This is a genomic window from Actinomycetota bacterium, from assembly GCA_030776725.1.
Taxonomy (GTDB): Bacteria; Actinomycetota; Nitriliruptoria; order Nitriliruptorales; family JAHWKO01; genus JAHWKW01.
The window spans coordinates 1-4,555 of the sequence record JALYHG010000216.1 but is presented as its reverse complement, the minus strand read 5'-3'; the positions used below and the strand labels follow the sequence as shown (position 1 = coordinate 4,555).

Annotated in this window: 3 protein-coding genes; all 3 read left to right on the top strand. The window is 71.4% G+C overall.

Translation table 11 applies throughout. The features are described 5' to 3' along the window. Positions 1–2,127 (top strand): glycosyltransferase (locus tag M3N57_10535; GenBank protein MDP9023104.1); only part of this gene is annotated, 2,127 nt, incomplete at its 5' end. Then, the gene (locus M3N57_10530) at positions 2,127–3,539 is read left to right on the top strand and encodes a glycosyltransferase 87 family protein (GenBank protein MDP9023103.1); all 1,413 of its coding nucleotides are present in this window, start codon (positions 2,127–2,129) and stop codon (positions 3,537–3,539) included. The genes M3N57_10535 and M3N57_10530, both read left to right, overlap by 1 nt. Continuing rightward, positions 3,536–4,555, top strand: a 1,020-nt coding sequence (locus M3N57_10525; GenBank protein ID MDP9023102.1) for a hypothetical protein, incomplete at its 3' end; no start/stop codon positions are given. The genes M3N57_10530 and M3N57_10525, both read left to right, overlap by 4 nt.

Here is a 4,555-nt window from a genome sequence, read left to right as displayed (position 1 = left end):
CTCGTGCTCAACGCGCGCGGGGAGACGGTGGACTTCGCCGGGGGTGAAGCCGCGTTCTACGGCCACGGGTTCGCCGCCCACCGCGAGGAACCCCCGCCCGACGACCTGGTGCTGGGCCCCACCTTGTTCGTCAGCGGGACGTCCATGGCCGCACACCGGCGCCTGTTCCTCGACGTCGGCGGGTTCGACCAGGACTACTTCGCCTTCTTCGAGGACGTCGACTTCGGTTGGCGGCTGTGGGTCATGGGCTACGAGGTGTGGTTCGTCCCGACGGCGGTGGTCCACCACCGCCACCACGGCACGATCGAGCGGTTCGGCGAACCGCGCGAGCGCTACCTGCTCGAACGCAACGCGCTGGCGACCATCTTCAAGAACTACGGCGACGACACGCTGGCGCGGACGCTCCCGGCGTCGGTGATCTTGAGCATGCTCCGCGGCTTCTTCAACGAGGGCAGCGATCTCGGTGACTACCGCATCACCAGCGAAGACGAGCCGGAACCGGAGCCGCACGTCACCCCGATGACCGGCGCGCACCTGGCGGCGCTCCGCGACTTCGGGTTGTGGCTGGAGCCGCTCCGGAAGAAGCGCGGCGAGGTGCAGCAACGTCGGCGACGCGACGACCGCGACATCATGCGGCTGTTCCGCAAAGCCGTGACCCCCAACGTCCCCGACGCCACGTTCCTCACCGTCTTCCAGGCCGCGGTCGACACCTTCGACCTGATGTGGCACGCCACCACCCGTCAGCGCGTGCTGATCCTCACAGCGGACAGCGTCGGCCCGAAGATGGCCGGACCGGCGATCCGTGCCTGGGAGATGGCCAAGACGCTGGCACGGGAGCACGAGGTCGTCCTCGGCGCGATGAGCGCACCCAAGGCGTCCCACCGATCGTTCAAGACCGTGCACTTCGACGCCGGGAACGCCGAACGGTGGATCGGGTGGGCGGAGGTGATCGTGGTGCAGGGCTTCATCATGTACCACTTCCCGGAGATCGCCGAGTCGGACAAGGCCGTGGTCGTCGACATCTACGATCCCTTCCACATCGAGGCGATCGTGCTCCGCCGTGACGATCCGCCCGACGAGCGGTGGCGGACCTTCAAGAGCGACAAGGACGTGGTCAACGACCAGCTCATGCGCGGCGACCTGTTCCTGTGCGCATCGGACAAGCAGCGGGATTTCTGGCTGGGGCAGCTCGCCGCCGTCGGGCGGATCAACCCCGCCACCTACGACCACGACCCGGATCTGCGCGGACTACTGTCGGTCGCTCCGTTCGGGCTCCCGACCGACCCCCCACACCAGCAGCGGCACGGGATCAAAGGTGCGGTCGACGGCATCGGCGAGGACGACGTCGTGCTGCTGTGGGGCGGAGGGATCTACAACTGGTTCGACCCGGTGACGTTGATCCGGGCGGTCGCCAAAGCCGCCACCGACGAGCCGCGGCTGAAGCTGTTCTTCCTCGGCACCGCCCATCCCAACCCCGACGTCCCCACGATGGTCCGTGCCTCCGACGCGCGTCGCGTCGCCGAGGAGCTCGACGTGCTGGGCTCCCACGTGTTCTTCAACGACGGTTGGGTGGACTACGACGACCGCGCCAACTACCTGCTCGACGCCGACGTGGGGGTCTCCACGCACTTCCTGCACCTCGAGACGGAGCTGTCGTTCCGGACCCGGATCCTCGACTACCTGTGGGCCGGTCTCCCGATCGTGTGCACCGAGGGGGATTCGCTGTCGCGACTGGTGCGCCGACACGACCTGGGCGAGGTGGTGCGATCGCAGGACGTCGACGACCTGGCCAGCGCCCTGCTACGCATCGCCGACCGCGAGCGCTTCGCCGAGGCCCAGCGCAACGTCGCGGAGCTCGCCCCGACCATGACGTGGGAGCGGATGCTCGAGCCGCTGATCGAGTTCTGCCGGTTCCCGCGCCGCGCGCCCGACGTCGAACGACCCGACAACCCCTACGTCAACGTGGGGAAGATCAAGCGCCGGCGCCGCTCGCCGGTGCAACTCGCGCGTCGTTTCGTCGAGGTCACTCAGGACAAGGGGCTGGCCAACGCCGTGCGCATGGCGCGCAACTCCATCCGGGTGCGTGCCGGTGTGGCCCGGAAGCGTCGCGAGGTCCACCGGAGCTGATGGGCCGCGCCACCGCGCCTCGCTCGCGGACCCACCACCGACCGGTCGGTACGGCATCCCGGGGCTCGGCCCTGGCGGCGTTCCGCGATCCGGTCTGGGGTGCGACGTTCACCCGGTGGGGGCTGGTCGGGATCCTGGTACGCCTGCTGCTCCTGCCGGTGGGCGTGAGCTCGGACATGCTCGCGGTGTACTGGCGCTCCCACGTGATCGCCTTCCACGGCGGGGTGTTCGAGCGCTACCTCGTGAACATGGGCAGCCACGCTGTGCACGCGGCGTGGCTGCGGGTCGGCCAGCCACTGATGGGGCCGGTCGACCAGCTGTGGACCCACCCGTGGTGGTGGGCCGAGCCGGTGGCGCTGGTGCCCAGCCACGTCAACGCGCTCCTGGCCCGCCCCGACGCCGCCCGGGTGCTCACGCTGTTGAAGCTGCCGTACACCCTCGCCGACGTCGCCGCCGGACTGGTGCTCCTGGCGTTGCTGTGGCCGCGCGACGGCCCGGTCAGCGACGACGCAGCCCGGCTCGCCCGGCGCACCTGGATCCTGTGGATGCTGTCGCCCGCTGCGCTGTACGCGACGCTGATCTTCGGACGGTACGAATCGTTCCCGGTCCTGGCGGTCCTGGCGGCGTTGCTCCTGACTGAGCGGCGCCACACGCTGACCGCGGCCATCGTGCTGGGGCTGGCCGTGACGTTGCGCACGTACCCGATCGTGCTCATCCCGGTGTTCGCGCTCATCCTGTACCGCGACCTACCACGCCAGGTCGGGTGGGCGGCGTTGGCCGTGGCACCCTTCGCCGCGACCATGGTGGCCAACCGGGTCGTCGGCGGCAGCTACGGGGAGCTCGCCACGGTCGGTGACTACCCGTTCGGCGGGAACTGGTTCGCCTTCGCGCTACAGCCTGACAGAGGCGGTCCCGGCGTGCTGCTGTTCGCGGCCGCGCTGCTGGCGTTGGGTGGGTACCTGCTGGGGCGGAGCCGCGGCTGGTGGGGGGACGGGGTGGTGGCGACCGGGGACCTGTGGCGCTGGGTGGCGTTGGCGCACCTGGCGATGTTCGCGTTCGCGCAGTTCAGCGCCCACTACCTGGCGTGGATCGTGCCCGCCGTCGCGCTGGTCGCCGGACGCACACCCGCCCGTGGCGTGGTGCCCCTGCACGTGGCGCAGGTCGCGGGCGTGTTCGTCGCTGCGGCGGTGCTGTGGGGCGGTGGGCTGTTCGCCGGGGCGCTCGGCGGGTTGGGCGACACCGCCCGCGACCTGCTCCCGTTCGGTCCGCTCTTGGAGGGTCCGCGTGGCAAGCAGGTCGCGGATCTGGCGTGGACGACGTTCTGGGTCGCGACCCTGGCGATCGCGGTGCCGTTGCTCCGCGACAGCCTCCGCCCCGGTCGAGCGGGCCGTCCGCTCACCGCCGAGGGATGACAGCGGACGCCACCGCAACCGAGGCTGCGTCGCGGGACCGGCTCGCGGGCGTCTTGCACGTCGCCACGCTCGTGGTCGGGTTCACGTTCTCCCTGGCTCTCGGCGGGCAGCAGTGGTTCCGTGCCGACGAGTGGACGATCCTCACCGACCGCAGCGCCGGGGATGCGCTGCAACCACACAACGAGCACTGGTTCACGTTCCCGATCCTGGTGCTACGCGGCCTGTTCGCCACCATCGGGCTGGACAGCTACCTGCCGTACGTCCTGCCGACCGTGGTGCTGCACGTGATCAGCGCTCATCTGGTGTGGCGGATCATCCGCCGAGGCGGCGGCGACGCGTGGGTGGCGACGGTCGCCGCCGCGGTCGTCCTCACGCTCGGGGCGGGGTTCGAGAACGTCACCCTCGCGGTGCAGGTGGCGTTCACCGCTCCGCTGGCGCTCGGGCTCGGTCACGTCCTGCTGGTCGACCACCCGGGTCCGGTCGGCCGCCGGGACGCGCTCGGGGCGGTCGTCGGCACGGTGGCGGTCGCGTGGTCGGGGATCGGTCCGGTCATGGTCGCCGCCGCCGCCCTGACCGCCGCGCTGAGACGAGGTTGGTGGGCCGCGGCCGTCGCGGCCGGACCGCCGGGGGTCGTGTACGCAACCTGGTGGCTGGCGGTGGGACGCGGAGCGGTCGGCGCGCTCCCGCCCCCCGCAGCCGTGGCGACGTTCGTGGCGACGGGTCTCACCCACGCTGCCGGGGAGACGTTGCACATCGGAGCGTGGGGGGCGGTGGCGCTCCTCGTCCTCGTCGGCTGGTTGGTGTGGCGGTGGCGCCTGGCCCGCGGCCCGGCGGCGGCGGTCTTCGCCTGCGCGGCCGCTGCCGTGGTCGCGCTCCTGGCCGGCGGTGTGCTGCGAGCCGATGACGATCCGGGCCTGGCACGCTCGTCGCGGTACGCGGCGGTCGCGGCCACGTTGCTCCTCCCGGCCGCGGGATGGGCGCTGGGACGTGCCGCCGCGCGCCGCCCACCCGTGCGC

What these genes read in the sequence shown, in the direction of transcription:
- M3N57_10530 (MDP9023103.1), top strand. Translation starts at nt 2,127, where the DNA reads ATGGGCCGCGCCACCGCGCCTCGCTCGCGGACCCACCACCGACCGGTC.